Genomic DNA, 17,056 nt, shown 5'->3' on the forward strand with positions numbered 1-17,056 from the left:
ACTAACTTTCTATCTGTACTATACAACGCATTAGTGGTATAAGTAAAATTAATATAACAAATGGTCGGTATAAGGGGTGCTTATATGGTTAGTAAATTAGATTTATATAAAATATTTTGTCAAGTAGGAAAAAGCGAGAGTTTTTCCAAGGCTGCAAAAGATCTTTATATGACGCAACCAGCAGTTAGTCAGGCAATCATGCAGTTGGAAAGGGAATTAGATACACGTCTTTTTTATAGAAGTCCAAAAGGCGTATCTCTGACAAATGAAGGTAGTCTGCTATTTGAATACGCCAATTCGGCTATTAATTTAATTCATGTCGGAGAAGAAAAGATTTTAGAGTTTAAAAACTTAACGACAGGTGAATTAAAGATAGGTGTAGGAGATACAATTTCAAGGTATTTTCTACTTCCCTATTTGGAGGCTTTTCACATTAGATATCCAAATATAAAATTTACGATTGTAAATGGTACGACATTGGAACTCTGTTCGATTTTAAAATCAGGTGGAGTAGATGTTGCTGTTTGTAACTTCCCGATTGACGATCCTACATTAGAACTGAAGCCATGTATTGATATCCAGGATACATTTGTTTATGGGGAAAGGTTTAAGAAAATATTGGCTAAACCCTTAAGCCTACATGAATTAGTAAAGCTTCCATTAATTTTTCTTGAATCGAAATCAAACTCGAGAAAGTATGTAGAGGATTATATGATTTCTAAAGGTATAAAGATTTCACCGGAATTTGAATTAGGTTCACATGACTTATTATTAGAGTTTGCTAAAATAAATTTAGGGATAGCGTGTGTAACAAAAGAGTTTTCTCAAGAGTATTTAAATAAAGGATTGTTATATGAAGTACAACTAAATGAAAAGATACCGACGAGAAGTATAGGCGTATGCTTTTTAAAAAGTGTACCATTATCACGAGCCTCAACAAAATTCGTTGAGATTGTAGAAGGCAAACAGCTGTAAATTACTTTTCACCAATACCCGGTACCCACATTTATTAACGGTTAGATTGGAACTTCTGATATAACGGAAATAGTCCTAATCACGACATCACTCGCTTCTGTTGACCGAGATAATGCAAAAGCTCCATAAAAAGTGCAGCCAAAATCCCCATTAGCATGCCGTTCGAAAGGATTGGGCGTATAAGCTGTGGAATCGTTGTAAAGGCCGTTGCCGGTAATGTCATAATCGATAGTCCTAATAACACCGGTAAAGCGATGCGATAGACTGTAGTGGGTTCGAATCTCAGGCCTTCTATGTTGCGAATTGCTGAGCGGAACAGCTGTAAATAAGCAACAAACAGTACTGTGTTACCAACGCTATGCGGAATTGTTGAGAAAAAGGCACTTAACTGTGGAACCGATCCCAAGAGGATGAATAACATGGATCCTACAAAAAACGGTGCTCTTTCGCGAATTCCAGTTGACTGCAAAAATCCTAATGATGAAGCGTAGGGTGCATAGGGGACGAGTCCAAGCACGCCTGAAGCTGTCGACAACATCCCTGTTAGGAAGAAGGAGGCACGGTACTGCTTGGGAGTTGTCTCCTGTTCAAAAACATCTTCTGCCCCTTTCAATGTGGCAATCGTATTCGTAGTGTTTAATAATCCAGTAATGACCACCGTAATGACGATGCCCCACTCAAAAGCGGGTTGCCCCCAAGGAAACCAGGTAAGGAAAGGGGTCGTTTTAATTGTCTCTGTTACTTCCGCAGGAAACAGCAGGGCGGCAGCAATCCATCCGACTGTCATTCCGATGAGCAAATTCAAGCTGCTAATAATTCCTTTTCCTTTTACATGGATAAGGATTGTCAGTGCGGCGAGAGTAAATGAAAAACAGGCGACTTTTACATCTATAGAATCACCTATATTGAGGCCAATCATTCCTTTTAGAAAAATAGTGATGAGCTGATTAGCTAGTAATAGGAGAAAAACAAACATTACGATTGGTGTAAACCATTTCTTTAACACTTCTCCCATACCCAAAATACCGATAACTGCGACAATAATGCCCGAAATTATAACCCCAACTGCAATGCTGCCACCAATCGTAGTTAGTTCGAGATTCATCGTACTGGCCGTAGCAGCCAAGCTTAGGATGACGCCCCACCACAGTCCAGATTGACCCTCCATTAGTGCTAAACGATGCCCGATAAGCCCTTGCAGCATACAGGCCACTCCTGTGAAGATGAAGGAGCGTTGAATGGCGGATACAATTTCAATGGATTCCAACTGAAAAGCACTGCCGACAGAAATAGGAATAACGACTGTATTGGCAAACATAAAGAACAGCCACTGAAATCCCGCTAGTAAAGTGATAGACGCCCCTACTGACTTAGTTTTCATTCAATCCGCTCCTCTATAAGTAGCTCTTAATTCTTTTATATCTTCAACCAATTTACTGCCAATTGTAGTTGAAAGAATATCGTATACAGGGTACAGTTCCTTTATCCATTCCTGTTTTTCAAAATCACTTAGTTCATGAATCTGAATAGATGAGTTACGTTTGATAAGTTCAAGTTGCTCTTCGTTCATTAGTATAGAATGCCGGTCGTTCCAGGCAGTTGTCTCATCCATAGCTTCAAGTAGGATTTGCTGAGTGTTTTTTGTTTGCTGATCCCAGACTTTTTGATCCATCATCACGACGTAACCTAGGTATCCATGATTACTGATCGTCAAATGTTTTTGAACGTTATAGAACTTTTTAGAATGGATATTTGAAATCGTATTCTCTTCGCCATCAACATGTCCGGCTTCGATTAAGTTATAGGTGGAATTAAATGATTCTTGTTGCGCCTTAGCGCCTAATAGATCATATTGGGCTTGAATGACATCACTTTTCATAATCCTGATTTTTTGCCCTTTTAGATCTTGTGGTGTAACAATAGGGCCTTTGTTTGATGTGATTTGTTTAAAACCATTGGACCAATGGGCGAGTCCAATAATGCCATTTTTTTGTAATGAGTTTAGCAGGTGTTCACCGATAGGCCCATGTATTCCTTTGTGAATAGCTTCATGATTAGGGAAGGCGAATGGTAGATCGAGAACACCCCATTCAGGAGAAAGTACTCCAAGTTTTGAGGTGGAGGTAGCTATTATATGTACTTGCCCTTCTTTTAAGGCATTAATATCATCTATATCAGAAAACAAACTTCCGTTTGGGAAGACGACGATCTTTATATGACCATTTGATTTCTCATTAACGAGCTCAGCAAACTTGTCTGCCGCACGTCCTTTCGGCGTATTCTCGGCAACGACATGGCTAAATTTAAAAATGATTTGATCACTGAGTCCTTCCTGATCATCGTCATAAACCAGTTCTTTCTGAGGAAATAGATTATAGTATCCTAAAACAATAGCAATACCAGTGCCTAAAAGGAGCATATAAACAAATATGTTTTTCACCGTAAGCCTCCTATTACTTCGTTAGTGTAAGCATACTCAGAAAATTGCGATTCGTAAAGATGAATAGTAGGAAAGGGGAACTGAAAATGAGACAATTACCTATACGTTGGAAAATTATGACTTTATCTTATGCGGTAGTTATCTTTTCATTGTTGATCGGCGGAATTGTCATCATTGCTAACATTCAACAAAAAGAGGAAAAAGAATTAAGAATCAGATCTATGAACACGGCACGAACTGTAGCTGAACTATCAGATATAAGAAAAGCAGTCCAAGAACCAATAGGGTGGAAAATAGTGAACCCCGTTGTCGATGAAATAAGACTCATTAATAATACGGATTATGTTGTTGTCATGAATACGGATGGAATTCGGTATTCTCATCCTGTAAAGGAAATGCTAGGAAAACCCTCGACAGGTGAGGATGAAAAGCCGGCTTTTGCGGAGCATATCTATTTTTCGAAGGCAGAAGGAGAGATTGGTACCGTTATTCGGGCATTTGTACCGATTAAGGATTCAGACTTAAACCAAATCGGTGTTGTCGTCGTTGGCAATAAAATCCCGAGTTTTATTGAAATTATGGGCGATTTAACAACAGACATTCTTATAATTGTTGTATTAACATTATTATTTGGCTTGATAGGTTCAGCAATGCTTGCTAATCATATTAAAAAACAAATGTTTCAGTTGGAGCCATATGAAATTAAGAGAATGCATGAAGAAAGAACAGCTACTTTTCATTCAATGAATGAAGGCGTTATTGCAATCGACAATAAAGAAATTATTACGATATTTAATGAGAAAGCAAAGATGATATTTAATGTAAAAGGAAATTTTATAGGTCAACCAATTCGCGATGTACTGAAGGACACAAGGCTTCCTGAAATTGTTGAAAGAAATAAGGCGGTATATAATGAGGAGATAAAGGTAAGCGGAAAAGTGATCGTAAGTAATCGTATACCGATTAAAAAGGATAACGAATTAATTGGTGCTGTAGCAATCTTTCAGGATCGTACAGAAGTGACTAAGCTTGCCGAAGAATTAACAGGTGTCAAAAACTTTGTAGAGGCATTGCGGGTTCAAAGCCATGAACATATGAACAAACTTCATACGATAGCTGGTCTAATTCAGCTCGGGAAACCTGAAAAAGCGTTGCAACTTGCTTTTAATACATCGGAAGAGCAAGAAAATGTAACAAGTTTTCTGAATGAAAAAATTAAAAATGATGCAGTTGCAGGTCTCCTTTTAAGCAAAGTAAGAAGGGGAAAAGAATTAGGGATTACTGTTGAGGTTGATCAAAATAGTTATTTTGCCGCCTTTCCCAATCAACTAGACCAACATGACTTTGTTGTGTTATTAGGTAATCTACTAGAAAATGCTTTTGGGGCGTTCGATCAAATTGAGACTGAGGATAAAAGAATTGATATTAGTTTTGAACAGTCAGCTTACGTGTGTGCCGTATTGGTTGAGGATAATGGATCTGGCATGAGCGAAGAATACCTACCAAGACTTTATGAAAAAGGATTTACGATGAACAAATCTGAAGGTACCGGTTACGGGCTTTTTTTGATAAAACAGATCGTTGATAAAGGGAGAGGCAAAATTGACCTTTCATCCCAACAGGGTGAAGGAACTTCAATCATTATTACCTTCCCAATGGAAGTGGAGGATGAGTTGTATGACGTGTAAAGAAGAAATAAAGGTACTACTGATTGAAGACGATCCAATGGTTCAAGAAGTAAATAGAGAGTTTATTGAAAGTATAAAAGGATTCCGAGTAGTGGCCGTCGCTAGTAATGGCGAAGAGGGAATTAGACTTTTGAAAGAATTAAGTCCAGATCTTGTAGTATTAGATATTTATATGCCAAAAAAAGACGGGATCAAGACATTACAAGAGTTCAGAAAACAAAAATTGGAGGCAGATGTGATTGTCGTATCTGCCGCTAAAGACAGCGAAACAATTAAGCTTATGCTTCAAAATGGTGCGATGGATTATATTATTAAGCCATTTAAAATTCAGCGAATTCAGCAGGCATTGGAGAAATATCGGAAATACAGGACAAGCTTGAATGCATCTGAAGTGATCTCACAAGAACAGCTTGATTTACTGATTTACTCCGAGCATTCAAAGAAAATCACAGGCAACAATTTACCAAAAGGTTTGAATGAATTCACCTTAAATGAAATTACGATGTATGTTCAGAACCAAGACGGTCCGCGCTCCGCCGAAGAGGTGGCAGGTGCAATCGGAATAGCTAGAGTGACTGCTCGCCGCTATTTAGATTACCTGGAAAAAAGCGGTGGCATTACCCTCGATGTCCAATACGGAGGGGTTGGAAGACCTATAAATCGTTATGTATCCAATCAGCAAAAAAAGTAAGACCAAAAAGACCAAAATAGCCGTTATGACCATAAACTTCTCACACCCTACTGAAAGCGCTATCATTTGTATTAATTAGTAATGATGAAGTATTCAGTTTAAAGGGGGATTAAAGGTGAGAATATTTAAGAATTTAACCGTTCAAGTAGTAATCGCAATTGTGATTGGGGTAGTAGTGGGGCTCGTGTGGCCAAACGTCGGAAAAGAAATGAAGCCACTAGGAGATACTTTTATAAATGCTGTGAAAATGGTCATAGCCCCTATTATATTCTTAACGATTGTACTTGGGATCGCGAAAATGGGAGATATGAAAAAGGTTGGTAAAGTTGGTGGTAAGGCTCTTATTTACTTCGAGGTTGTTACAACATTAGCGCTTGTTATTGGGTTAATCGTTGTTAATCTTGTAAAACCAGGAGCAGGACTCAACTACAATGAACTTGAAAAAGGCGATGTATCAAAATATACTGCTGAAGGTGGACAAAGTATTAACTGGATTGAGTTTGTCACTCAGATTGTTCCTTCTAATATGGTCGATGCGTTTGCAAAAGGCGATATTCTACAAGTGTTATTCTTCTCCATTTTATTTGGTGTAGGCCTTGCCGCTCTTGGCGAGAAGGGCAAATTGGTTATAGAGTTCATGGATAAACTCTCGCTCGTCTTCTTTAAAATTATAGGTTATATCATGAGAGCAGCCCCGATTGGCGCATTTGCAGCGATGGCATATACAATTGGTCATTACGGGCTGACTTCACTGGTACCACTGGGTAAATTAATGATGTCAGTCTATATTACAATGTTTTTATTCATCTTTGTCATATTAAATATCATTTGTAAGATGAATGGATTTAGCTTATGGAATTACCTGAAATTCATCAAGGAAGAAATACTAATCGTCTTAGGTACAAGTTCTTCAGAATCTGTTCTGCCAAGAATGATGGATAAGATGGAGCGTTACGGAGCATCAAAATCTGTTGTTGGCCTCGTAATCCCGACAGGTTATTCCTTTAATCTTGATGGTACATCTATTTATCTTTCAATGGCGGTCGTCTTTTTGGCGCAAGTGTTTGGTGTCGACTTAACACTAGGACAACAAATTACAGTAATATTAATATTAATGTTAACCTCAAAGGGAGCTGCGGGCGTTACAGGCAGCGGATTCATCGTTTTAGCTTCAACTTTAGCGGCATTACAAATCATTCCTCTTGAAGGGTTAGCATTGCTTCTTGGTGTGGATCGTTTTATGAGTGAAGGACGTGCGATTGTGAATTTAATCGGAAACGGAATCGCTACAATGGTAGTGGCGAAAAGTGTTAATGAATTTGATACAACGAAACATCTGGAAGCTATTTCCGAAATGAAAGCCACCAAGAAGGCTGGGCAAGTAGCTGTATTGAACTCGACGCTTAAGTAAGGATGGAGAATGATAGTAAGGCATATAACGCCAAATTAACCACAATAGCAAAGAGTATATATGTTGAACAATTGGATACCTAAATAAACTGAGCGAAGGCGCCTTATAAGGAGTAGCCGATGCCCTAGGACTGGCGGCGAAGCTGCTTGGCTTAGGGCGGGAGGCATCCCCGAGCGCTGTAGCGGATTTAAAGGGAATCTTTATTTCAACTTATCTAGAATAAAAAACTTGGGCATGTTTTGAAAATGTCCAAGTTTTTTTCGGGTGTTTTGATACAATGGGTATAAACAAGTTGGGAGAAATGGCTATGTATGATAAAGAATGCGATCGGTTACTGCGCATTAATACTGTTGGAGTGCGTGAATGGCTGCATCAGTCCTCTCATTATAACCGCTACGAAGCGACACCCTATAAGGCATTGGATGATTTTTTTGAGGTCTATGAATTAAAGAAAACCGACAGATTAGTGGATTTTGGGTGTGGCAAAGGCAGGCTGCCATTTTATATACATAATCGATGTGGTGTTTCGGTTACAGGCATTGAAATGAGTGGGCAACTGTATCAGGAAGCACTTGAAAACCAAGCAAGTTATATGCAAAAAGTCAAACGGTCAAACACGTTCATCAGCTTTGAATGCTGTCTGGCAGAGGAATATGAAGTGGAGGCGGAGGATAACCGGTTTTATTTCTTCAATCCTTTTTCAATCCAGATTTTCATGACGGTTATTGCTAACGTTCTACGGTCAGTCGACCAGCACAAGCGATCCGTAGATATTATCCTTTATTATCCGACGAGTGATTATATTGAGTTCCTTGAAACGAGCACTCCTTTTGAGCTGATAAAGGGAGTAAAGGTGTCCAGCATGCATGAAAAAGACCCCAACGAACTTTTTTTGGTGTTTCGACTTGGAGATTAATCCGACAAAAAGTAAAGCCACGTTCCAGGCGGAACGTGGCTTTACTTTTCTCTTATAGATGAAGTATTTCGTTATTTTTAAAAAGCTTTAGGAGTATTCGTTGTTAGTAAGTTGCGAAGATCTTTTAAAGCAGAAACGCCCGATAATGAAATGGAAACTTTCATTTCTTGAAGGATATTCTCCAATACTTTTTCAACGCCTTTTTGTCCATCTACCGCTAATCCGTACACGAATGGCCTGCCGATTAAAACTGCATCAGCCCCCAGTGCAAGTGCTTTGACAACATCTGTGCCTCGACGAACTCCGCTATCTAATAGTACAGGAATTTCACCTCCTACCGCTTCTACGATTGCTGGTAGAGCATCAATACTAGTAATAACCCCGTCAAGCTGACGCCCGCCGTGGTTTGAAACGATAATGCCATCAATGCCGTTTTCGATAGCGAGCTTAGCATCTTCCGGATGTAAAATCCCTTTTAAGAGGATTGGCAAGGACGTTCTTTTCTTTAACTCCATGACTTTGGCCCAACTAAGTGTAGGGTGGTAAACATTATCCAGTATCCCTTGAATGATGGAGTCAAAATCGTTAGTTGGAATGGAGGACAAAAATACCGGATCTGTTTCATAGTTCGCTTTGCCGAATCCTAGTTTCAAAGGGGAATATTGATTGCGTACGTCCTCTTCACGCCATCCCATCATCACTGTGTCAACTGTTAAGACAATGGCCTCAAAACCAGCTTCCTCGGCTCTCTTGACCATGCTATAACCAATTTCATCGTTAGTGCTTGACCAGTAGAGCTGAAACCATTTTGGACTGTCGCCAGTAGCTTCTGCAACCTCCTCAATTGAAAAGCCAGATACTGTACTTTGAATGAATGGAATGCCAAGCGTGGCTGCTGCTTTAGCAGTAGCAATCTCGCCCTCTTCATGTGCGATTTTTTGCATGCCCACAGGTGCAATTAATAGAGGAGAAGGATATGTATGGCCGAATAATTTTACAGACGTGTCCAATGTAGAAACATCATTTAGAAATCGGGGGACAATGGAATATTTTGAAAAAGAGGAGACGTTTTTTCGCAACGTCTCTTCACCACCCGCCCCAGATTGGATATAGCCGAATGCACCAGCGGGCATCTTTTCTTTAGCAGCCGCTTCCAATTCTTTGAACGAAACCGGAAATGATTCAGCGGGGACAATGTTTTGTAATAGTAAGTCGTTGTTTCTAGTTGATGTCAAATCGGTTCATACCCTTCATAAGGAAATTGGTTTTCTTTTAATAAAAACACTCGAATCTTTGAAATAAGTTTTACTAGCTGGCCGCTCTTCTAAGAAGTTTTTCATAGAATTAATAATAGTAGTAATCGTATATTCATTTGAAATTAAAGTCAATCGCGATTTATTTAAAATAGTCTAAAAGTACAGGCGGTCTATGCTGCATGAATAAAACAACAATGGGTCACGTCTGTTGATTAACCATTTATTCGAATAAAATACTGGTGAGCAGGGCTTGGAATAATCCATTTTCACTGGATCATTTCCGGTTCGCTTTCGGCGAATTAATCACGACATATTTACCGTGAGGCAAGTGTGGCTAGAAGTGACGGATTCACTTCTAGCCACACTTTTTTCAGTAATCCTGTTGCGAATAGTTGCGTGTCGCATTCCTACATATCTAGACGTCCCGGTAATCGTATAGAAGTCACTCTATCCAAAGCAGTCCAAAGTCAACTATACACATAGCGCCCAGTAGGTGATCACGTTACTCACTGGTTACTTTGGTTAATCAACAGACATGACAATAGGTTTTATTTATAAACAATGCATTGCCTTCTCGGCTTCATCCCACGGGACGGAATAGCCTTTTCCTTTGGTCAAGAAAATGGAAGTGGATGAGTATTCGGGATCCGCTTCTTTGTTATAACCGATTTCTTCAATGACTTGTTCCTGGTTATGACAGCGGTCATAGCCCCCGAATAACAGGCTAAGCGTTCCTTTACCGTGGGTGAATGAAGCAAAGACGGTGCTGTAATTCATAAAAGTAGCAACTGGCACACGCCCTTTTACAATAACTTTTTCGCCAATTGTTTCTGGTGCGTCAAAGCTGCCATGTGCTTGTTGAATGTCTGACAGCACTCTTCCCATATTATCCAAGTCCACTTTTATTTTGAAATCGTAGTAGGGTTCGAGCAACGTATTGGGTACTTGTTCTAAACCTTGTCGCAGAGCCCGGAAAGTAGCCTCTCTAAAGTCACCTCCTGATGTGTACTCGTTATGACTTCGTCCTGTCAGTAACGTTACTTTGACATCTGTGAGAGCTGAGCCGGTTAATAAACCATGATGCTCTCGTTCGAATAAATGGCTGCGTACTACGTTTTGGTGACCAATAAGTAAATCGTTTGCATGGCAGACGTTGTCGAACTGTATGCCACTATTCCTTTCGGTTGGTTCAATTAAAAGATGTACTTCCGCGTAATGCCTTAAAGGTTCAAAATGACCATAACCCGTTACGGATGTTTCAATGGTTTCCTTATACAGGATTTTAGGTTCACCGAAGGAGACTTGAATCGAAAAACGCTCGTTAACAATTTGTTGGAGTACTTCGAGCTGGATGACGCCCATAACGTGAACATGAATTTCTTGAAAATGTTCATCCCAGAAGACGCGCAAAGAAGGATCCTCCGCATCGAGTAGGTTAAAACATCGAAGTACTTCTTTCACATGGATGGCAGCGTCGAAAATAACTTTTGACTTAAGGGTAGGCATCATGTCAAAGGTCGCTTTTTCTTCTAGTGCTCCAACGCCATCACCAATGGCCGCTTGCGTTAATCCAGTAACGGCGAACAGTTCACCGGCATGAACATGATCGATTGCTTTGAACTTATTACCGTTATAAACGCGTATCTGTGTCACTTTCTCCGTGTAATCTCCATAATTCACTCCATCCCTGACGCTTAGCGTACCGCTTAGTGATTTAAGGAAAGTGACCCTGTTACCACTGTCATCATGGCGGATTTTATAGACCTGTGCAGCGAAATCACTATCATCATCGTAAGAAGTTGTTGTCAATAAATCGAGCTTCTCGAAAAACGCCATGACACCAATGTCCTTGAGTGCAGAACCGCTGGAGAGGGCGAAGATTTTATTGTCGCTAATCATTTTCTTTAATGTTGCAAGCCACAAATCGTTGTCGTAACCTGATTCCAAATAGGTCTCAAGAAGTGCTTCATCACGTTCTGCGATAAATTCAATGAGTTCATCTTCCATAATTCCTTCATTGAAAGAGGATGTAAGGTCACAGATGTCTTCCGATAGATTGGTGCGAATTTCATGGAGTACACTTGCAATGTCGGTTCCTTCACGGTCCGTTTTATTGATGAAAAAGAATGTGGGTACCTGATGTTTGCGGAGCAGTTGCCACACGGTTTCCGTATGACCTTCCACGCCATCGCTTGCGCTAATGATAATAATGGCATAATCCATTACTTGAATAGCGCGTTCCATTTCAGGAGAAAAATCGACGTGTCCAGGTGTATCGATAATGTAGTAGGTAGATCCGTTATAGGAAATGGATGCCTGGTCTGCAAAAACCGTAATACCTCTTTCTTTCTCAATTGTATGGCTATCGAGGAAGGCGTCTTTATGGTCCACGCGTCCTCTCTGCTTAATGCTTTTTGTATGATAAAGCAGTTGTTCAGAAAAAGTTGTTTTTCCTGCATCTACGTGTGCAAGTATGCCAATTGTTTTATACATGATGTCGCTCCTGTCCATTTCTTGCTACTACCAGTAGTATAGCAAATCTGAATTGGGCGAATGACCTTAAATAGGTGTTATACTGTAAAGACAAACTGAATGTGAAGGAGGAATCAGATTTTGAAATATTCAAGAACGAAAATGGAACAGCTTGTAAAGAATGATAAAGAGCTGTCAAAACGTCTGAAACAGATAATGGCAGAGCTTGACTTAGAGAAGAGTTTTGCTTTGAAAGCGTTGTATCATGCGGATGTAAAAGACGGTGGTACGCATCAGAGGAATTATCAGGAACTGTAAGTACATTAAAAGCGTGGAAAGTCTATTATGACTGCCACGTTTTTTTTGATGCCTTTTTCACTGGATCATTTCCAGTCCGCTTTCGGCGAACTATTTATAACATCTTTACCGATGGGCAAGTGTGGCTAGGAATTGCAGTTCATTGCTCCTAGATAATCCTGTCGCATCCCTACACATCAAGACATCTCGGTAATCATATAGAGGTCGTTCAATTCAAAGCAATCCAAAGTAATTGTACAAGAAGCGGCTATATATGTTGAATTAAAGAATCCTATTGAATCAGTTGTGGTGCTCAATAATGAGAGAGCTGTTATTCGGGTTGTGGATTGTAGATCGCTTGGCGCTTTGGGGATGCCTCTCGCCCTAAGCCTGGATTAACGCTTCGCATCCAGTCTTACGGCTTCGGCGACCCCTTTGCCGCGCCTGCGCTAGGTTATTCATTATCGAGAGAAATGTCATTTTGAGATGTATAGGGCGAGATTGTAAGGTGATTACTAGTTGCTACTATAAAAATTGAAATAAAGAATTCCATTGAACCGCTACGGCGCTAGGAGATGCCTCCCGCCATAAGCCAAGCAGCTTCGCCGCCAGTCTTATGCCCCTGTTAAGGCGCCTTCGCTCAGTATATATACCGAATTCAACATATATAATTATAGTCAAGAAAGACGCAATCCAGGTTGCAGATTTCATCCCAGATAATGAAATGCGCTTTCTCAAATAGAACACCCAGCGCAGGCGCGACTTCGCGGGAGGCATCCACAAAGCGTCGAAGCGGTATTGGTAGGAATTCTAATTTGCTCTAATTATTAGGGCTTTTTCAGTGGCCTCCCAAAAGCCCTTGTAGCGTAAACGCCGTATTCATTTGTTCAACATATATAGTGTTGGATTCAGTTATTTACTGGTTGTTTTTTCAGCTTAATCTTCTGGTGAACCGATTACTTCGTGTTTGATTTCATCGAATGCTTTTTGGAGGTTACGTGAATAAAGGTTTTTTTCCTCTTCGTTTATAGTTGTTGTTTTTCCAATCTGTTCTTCGTAATAAGAATAGGTTGAAGACAGTGATTGTGATTCGCTTATGATGAGGTTTGTCATTAAGACATGTTTGAATGCGTCCAGATAATATTCTTTTGTTCCAAGTTTCATTGGCTAAAATCCCTTTCTTTTATGGAAATAAAAAAGCATCTTCCTAGTTAAACGTAAGGAAGATGCTAGTATGCGTAAATTTGTATGGTCGCTTGTTGCCGTAACGAATGGTTCGTAAACAGAAGTACACTATTGACTGCACAGTGAAATAAGAGGTATTGAGTCCTCTTATGTTTCTTTTGTATTACGTTCTTTCGTACGGCGGCTTTTACAAGAAATTGCTCGATCATAGCCGCACTTAACACCTCCTATCCGCGTAGGGAATTGGTGTGTACTGAAATAGGCAGGTCTCCTGGCTCATGATCATCGCTTTCTTTTCCCTTCCCATTCGTAACGAACAGTGGATTTGAAAAGAGTACTCCCATTTACAGTTGCGGGACAGCGTCGGTTTTTCACCGAACTTCCCTTTTAAGCTTTTATACAAACGTAAAAAAGCACCTAATTTCTACACGTTATTCAGTTGTGCTTTTACTATAACATACATATTGTCTGACTTAACACGATTGCTAAACAAGGGGTTCATTAATGGCCCATTACCGCAAATTTGGACAAGAAAATGTCTATCCCTCTTACTATAATCAAGCTGGGGGGATAGAAAATGAATAAAATAAAAACAACAGATCCATATCGAGTTTACATTTCTACATGCTTCTTATCACAATTATTTTTCACATTTATATTTACGGTGAACTTGTTGTACCATGTGCAAACTGTAAAGCTTGATCCGCTTCAACTTGTGTTAATTGGGACCGTTTTGGAGCTTTCCGTTTTTCTTTTTGAGATTCCAACTGGGGTTGTTTCGGATTTGAAAAGTCGGAAGTTATCTTTAATAATTGGGTATATATTAATAGGAATCGGTTTTTTAATTGAAGGGGTATTTCCCTATTTTGTAACGGTGCTGGTGGCTCAAATTGCATGGGGGATTGGCTATACCTTTACTAGCGGCTCTCAGCAAGCCTGGATTGCAGATGAAATAGGGGAGGAACGTGCTTCACTAGCGTTTATAAAAGGGGCAAAGGCCGGTAATCTTGGACAAATTATAGCTATTCCGCTCAGTATTTTAATGGGCTATTTTATGATTAACCTACCAATCATTATCGGCGGGCTATGTATGATTGGATTAGCCGTCTATTTAATGATTTTCATGAAAGAAGAAAACTTCAAACCGTTAGATAAAGAAGGAAGAATATCTACGCTGGGAAGTATGAAGGAGAATGTGGGCAATATTATTTCGCATTCCAAAGCGAGCTTCATCATAAGGATGCTATTTCTAATTGCTTTATTTATTGGGTTTTATAGTGAAGGTTTTGACCGATTATGGATCGCACATTTTTTGGAGGTCTCAAATATATCTTCGTTAACGAATGAGAAGTTAGTTGTGATAATGGGGGGAATTCAGTTCATTGTCGTGCTTATTTCCTTTGCAGCACTCCATTTTATGAATCGAAGTGCTATCCACCAAAATCTAAGGCAGATTTATGTTGTTCTTTTTGTGGCCAGCTTCTTCATCGTCATTTCATTAATTGGCTTTGCATTCTCAACGTATATGATCAGCTTGCTAATTTTTTATGTAATCATTCAAGTGACAAGGCAAGTCATGTATCCATTAGAGGATATTTGGCTTAATAAAATTATTCCTGATTCCTCTGTACGTGCAACATTCTTTTCGGTTAAGGGACAAGTGGACGCTATTGGTCAAATTGGAGGTGGTCCGGTAATTGGGATTATAGCATCGAGCTTTACAATAAAAATTGCTATCATTGTTAGTGCCATTTTGTTAACTCCTGTATTACTTTTATATAAAGTTGTCTTAAACAAGTCTAGAGAGTGAATTGATCACTCTCTATTTCTTTCTTTGATCGGCAGGTAAATTTCCATATATATTTTTTCGTAATCCCAGTCATGACAGTGTTCATCGTAATATTCAAAGTCATAGCATGTTTCATCGACTTCATAAAGAGATTGAGGTAGCCAATCTTCTAAAATATAGAGCCAAGTTCCCTTGATGGAAGAGACAAACTGTTCGACTTCAACAAGTGGAGTCCTAAAAACCGCATAAGTAGCATCTGGAATTTGCAGTTTTGTCAGTCCAGCAGGTAGTTGAACATCTCGATCATAATTTACCGCGAATAAATAAGTAAATCTATCTTCTAATTCGACGCTACTAAGATTGATACAATATTCTCCATGTTTTTTTGGAGACAATGCTTCGTACAGAGTGCTTTCGATTGATTCATCCGGGGAAATTCTTTGGTCCCAAAAGGCAGGTGCATCTCTTGTGTAAAAGACATTTTCGATACCACTCTCAAATGTTTTACCGGCAATAGTAAAAGCTGGTTTCTGAACAATTTTCGGTTGCATAACAATGCCACCTACTTTTTTTTGCCTAAGGCTCAAAAGGTCAATTTTTTGAGGCAATGATAGCGGACAGTGGAGCCTATATAAGCTTGGTGGACTGCCAAAATATTTCTTGAAAGCTTTTGTAAAGCCAGAATGCGTCTCAAATCCATAATCTAATGCAATTTGAATTATTTTTTCGCCTTTTACTAATTCATATAACGCGTATTGCAGTTTTCTTTTTAAAACATAGTCCATAATTGTATAACCAACATGGTTATTAAAAATCCTATAAAAATGATAAGGAGAATAACCAACCAGTTTAGCTAGTTCCTCAGGTTTAATGTCCTCTTTAATATGGTCCTCCACATAATCGATTACTTGCTGCAATAAAATTAACTGTTGGATATCAATCGCCTGCCTCTTTGCTCTATAAAAAAGCTAATCATCCCTAACAGAGGGAACTGTCCTATAGCAACTCTATCATTTAGAAGGGGAATGTGAATACAATTTTTGGGCTTTAGGGACTCTTTTTTATTTTGGGAATACGTTATAAAAATAGGATAATCAAAGTTTGAGAAGTTATTTTACTATGATCCAAGATTTGAATGAAAGTACAACAGGCACATGATGCATCCTTCATTTCTTGTTAATGGTGTATTTGGTTAAGTTAAAAACTAACCAACAGTTACGTTTAGTGTTAAAATTTGGGTAATTGTAAATTGGTTGAAAACATAAGAAATAAACTTACTCGATCTTTTATGCACTCTATATGTTGAACAAATGTATACCTGCATAAAGAAAGCGAGGGCATCTTAAAAGGATTTAAACGATGAAAGTGGAAAAGTTTAATTCAATAACTTTGAGGGAGGAAGTTACTTTGAAGAAAATAATCATGTTATTAATAGTAATACTGGTTTTAACAGCTTGTGCAAAAAGGGTTAGCAATGATTACAAATTTAAAGGAGAAAGTGAACACTGGGAAGCCGAATATGTATATAGGGGAACGGAAGTGTGGAAGAAAGATAACGGCGATAGAACGTACTCCAACGAAGATAGCTATCAACTTTTATTGAAATACAAAGGGTTTTTAGAAGAATTGTCTTCAATAAGGAAACTTGAATACGCTCATAAAACAAATTCTAGTGGCGGGGAAACGACGAGAGAATTTGATGGGCCCCCTGAAGAGCTATTATTTACAGCTAGCGGGGCTTCAGAAGGCGGAACAAAAATAAACGAAGATGAAGTTATACAAGTAAATGTAAAATGGGGTGACCTTGAAGAGTCATTTGAATTGCATAATAAAAGTAAGTAACCTTGTTTGGGTACTTGGTACTTGCATAAAAAAGGGGAAATAGGGGGTTTTGGCGAAAAGAAGTTTTAGAAAGGTATTTGGGTGGGGATTGTGG

Annotated in this window: 14 protein-coding genes and 1 riboswitch; of the genes, 8 read left to right on the forward strand and 6 right to left on the reverse strand. The window is 39.1% G+C overall.

Annotation, left to right across the window (positions count from 1 at the left end; genetic code table 11):
- Positions 1 to 84 precede the first annotated feature (84 nt).
- Positions 85 to 975: a LysR family transcriptional regulator gene (locus H7992_RS00090; RefSeq protein WP_067204177.1), complete on the forward strand. Its 891-nt coding sequence runs from the start codon at positions 85 to 87 to the stop codon at positions 973 to 975.
- Between the two features lie 79 nt (positions 976 to 1,054).
- Here the strand turns inward: H7992_RS00090 and H7992_RS00095 are convergent, their stop codons facing one another.
- Together H7992_RS00095 and H7992_RS00100 are read right to left on the reverse strand one after the other, a co-directional pair.
- Positions 1,055 to 2,356 (reverse strand): uracil/xanthine transporter, encoded by a 1,302-nt coding sequence (locus H7992_RS00095; protein ID WP_187046298.1) that lies wholly within the window; start codon positions 2,354 to 2,356, stop codon positions 1,055 to 1,057.
- The gene (locus H7992_RS00100; protein ID WP_187046299.1) at positions 2,357 to 3,415 is read right to left on the reverse strand and encodes a DctP family TRAP transporter solute-binding subunit; all 1,059 of its coding nucleotides are present in this window, start codon (positions 3,413 to 3,415) and stop codon (positions 2,357 to 2,359) included.
- 86 nt (positions 3,416 to 3,501) lie between these two features.
- Between H7992_RS00100 and H7992_RS00105 the strand changes: the two genes are divergently transcribed.
- The 4 genes from H7992_RS00105 (at position 3,502) to H7992_RS00120 (ending at position 8,121) form a co-directional block, all read left to right on the forward strand.
- Positions 3,502 to 5,103 (forward strand): ATP-binding protein, encoded by a 1,602-nt coding sequence (locus H7992_RS00105; RefSeq protein WP_370569934.1) that lies wholly within the window; start codon positions 3,502 to 3,504, stop codon positions 5,101 to 5,103.
- Positions 5,093 to 5,794 carry a response regulator gene (locus H7992_RS00110; RefSeq protein WP_187046300.1) on the forward strand — a complete coding sequence of 234 codons (702 nt, stop codon included), beginning with the start codon at positions 5,093 to 5,095 and terminating at the stop codon, positions 5,792 to 5,794. Before H7992_RS00105 ends, H7992_RS00110 begins: the two co-directional genes overlap by 11 nt.
- A gap of 115 nt (positions 5,795 to 5,909) precedes the next feature.
- On the forward strand, positions 5,910 to 7,205 hold the full coding sequence (gene dctP, locus H7992_RS00115; protein ID WP_067204191.1) for a C4-dicarboxylate transporter DctP: 1,296 nt from the start codon (positions 5,910 to 5,912) through the stop codon (positions 7,203 to 7,205).
- A 307-nt stretch (positions 7,206 to 7,512) separates the two neighbouring features.
- On the forward strand, positions 7,513 to 8,121 hold the full coding sequence (locus tag H7992_RS00120) for a class I SAM-dependent methyltransferase (RefSeq protein WP_187046301.1): 609 nt from the start codon (positions 7,513 to 7,515) through the stop codon (positions 8,119 to 8,121).
- A 77-nt stretch (positions 8,122 to 8,198) separates the two neighbouring features.
- Here the strand turns inward: H7992_RS00120 and H7992_RS00125 are convergent, their stop codons facing one another.
- Together H7992_RS00125 and H7992_RS00130 are read right to left on the reverse strand one after the other, a co-directional pair.
- Entirely contained in the window at positions 8,199 to 9,356 is a 1,158-nt protein-coding gene (locus tag H7992_RS00125) for an alpha-hydroxy-acid oxidizing protein (protein WP_187046302.1), read from the reverse strand.
- A 573-nt stretch (positions 9,357 to 9,929) separates the two neighbouring features.
- The gene (locus H7992_RS00130) at positions 9,930 to 11,870 is read right to left on the reverse strand and encodes a GTP-binding protein (protein ID WP_187046303.1); all 1,941 of its coding nucleotides are present in this window, start codon (positions 11,868 to 11,870) and stop codon (positions 9,930 to 9,932) included.
- A 120-nt stretch (positions 11,871 to 11,990) separates the two neighbouring features.
- On the opposite strand from H7992_RS00130, the gene H7992_RS00135 reads away from it, so the two are divergent.
- Positions 11,991 to 12,167, forward strand: a complete 177-nt coding sequence (locus H7992_RS00135) for a hypothetical protein (RefSeq protein WP_187046304.1) — start codon at positions 11,991 to 11,993, stop codon at positions 12,165 to 12,167.
- 915 nt (positions 12,168 to 13,082) lie between these two features.
- On the opposite strand, the gene H7992_RS00140 is transcribed toward H7992_RS00135, so the two are convergent.
- The gene (locus tag H7992_RS00140) at positions 13,083 to 13,310 is read right to left on the reverse strand and encodes a hypothetical protein (RefSeq protein ID WP_187046305.1); all 228 of its coding nucleotides are present in this window, start codon (positions 13,308 to 13,310) and stop codon (positions 13,083 to 13,085) included.
- Positions 13,311 to 13,574: 264 nt separating this feature from the next.
- Positions 13,575 to 13,767, reverse strand: a riboswitch (cobalamin riboswitch).
- Between the two features lie 141 nt (positions 13,768 to 13,908).
- Between H7992_RS00140 and H7992_RS00145 the strand changes: the two genes are divergently transcribed.
- Positions 13,909 to 15,141: an MFS transporter gene (locus H7992_RS00145; protein WP_187046306.1), complete on the forward strand. Its 1,233-nt coding sequence runs from the start codon at positions 13,909 to 13,911 to the stop codon at positions 15,139 to 15,141.
- Between the two features lie 5 nt (positions 15,142 to 15,146).
- On the opposite strand, the gene H7992_RS00150 is transcribed toward H7992_RS00145, so the two are convergent.
- Positions 15,147 to 16,037: an AraC family transcriptional regulator gene (locus H7992_RS00150; RefSeq protein WP_255428543.1), complete on the reverse strand. Its 891-nt coding sequence runs from the start codon at positions 16,035 to 16,037 to the stop codon at positions 15,147 to 15,149.
- A 490-nt stretch (positions 16,038 to 16,527) separates the two neighbouring features.
- On the opposite strand from H7992_RS00150, the gene H7992_RS00155 reads away from it, so the two are divergent.
- Positions 16,528 to 16,962 carry a membrane lipoprotein lipid attachment site-containing protein gene (locus tag H7992_RS00155; RefSeq protein ID WP_187046307.1) on the forward strand — a complete coding sequence of 145 codons (435 nt, stop codon included), beginning with the start codon at positions 16,528 to 16,530 and terminating at the stop codon, positions 16,960 to 16,962.
- Positions 16,963 to 17,056: the final 94 nt, after the last annotated feature.

It is taken from the genome of Sporosarcina sp. resist (genome assembly GCF_014302295.1).
GTDB classification, from domain to species: domain Bacteria; phylum Bacillota; class Bacilli; order Bacillales_A; family Planococcaceae; genus Sporosarcina; species Sporosarcina psychrophila.